The organism is Oleiphilus sp. HI0117 (assembly GCF_001635235.1).
Window position 1 is genome coordinate 1 of the sequence record NZ_LWGA01000497.1, and the last position, 454, is coordinate 454.

Below are 454 nucleotides of genomic sequence, written 5' to 3' on the forward strand. Positions count from 1 at the left end.
CAAGCAGTGCCGACGAGAAGATAGCCCTCGAACATGAAGCTGCCAAGCTTTTTATGCGTCACTATGAAAGGCTACACGGTCAAGAAATTCGGCATATTTGGCACAACNAACCAAATAAGCCAGATGTATCCTGCGAGTTGGAAGGCCTTCGACTCGATTTGGAAATTGCGCACCTATACGGCTCTGAAGCCGAAGCAATGGCGATATTGAAACGTGACCTGACGGATAAAACACGTGAAGCACTGCGCGAGCAGGCTAACTGTTCCAACGTGCATGAGCGTCTGCTTAGCGCTCTGAATAGAATACTGATGAATAAAGCCCAAAAGCACTATAAGTCCCAACGCGTATGGCTGATCATTCGAAATGCACACCCCGCATGGACATCAGAAGAAATCATCGCCTTAAGAGACAAAATCCATGTTCCTGAAGGGCACCCTTTCGAGCAGATTTGGAT

At 47.7% G+C, this 454-nt stretch carries 1 protein-coding gene; it reads left to right on the forward strand.

Features of this window, described 5'->3' with window-relative positions:
• Window positions 1–454 (forward strand): hypothetical protein (locus A3757_RS26460; RefSeq protein ID WP_068739293.1); only part of this gene is annotated, 454 nt, incomplete at both ends.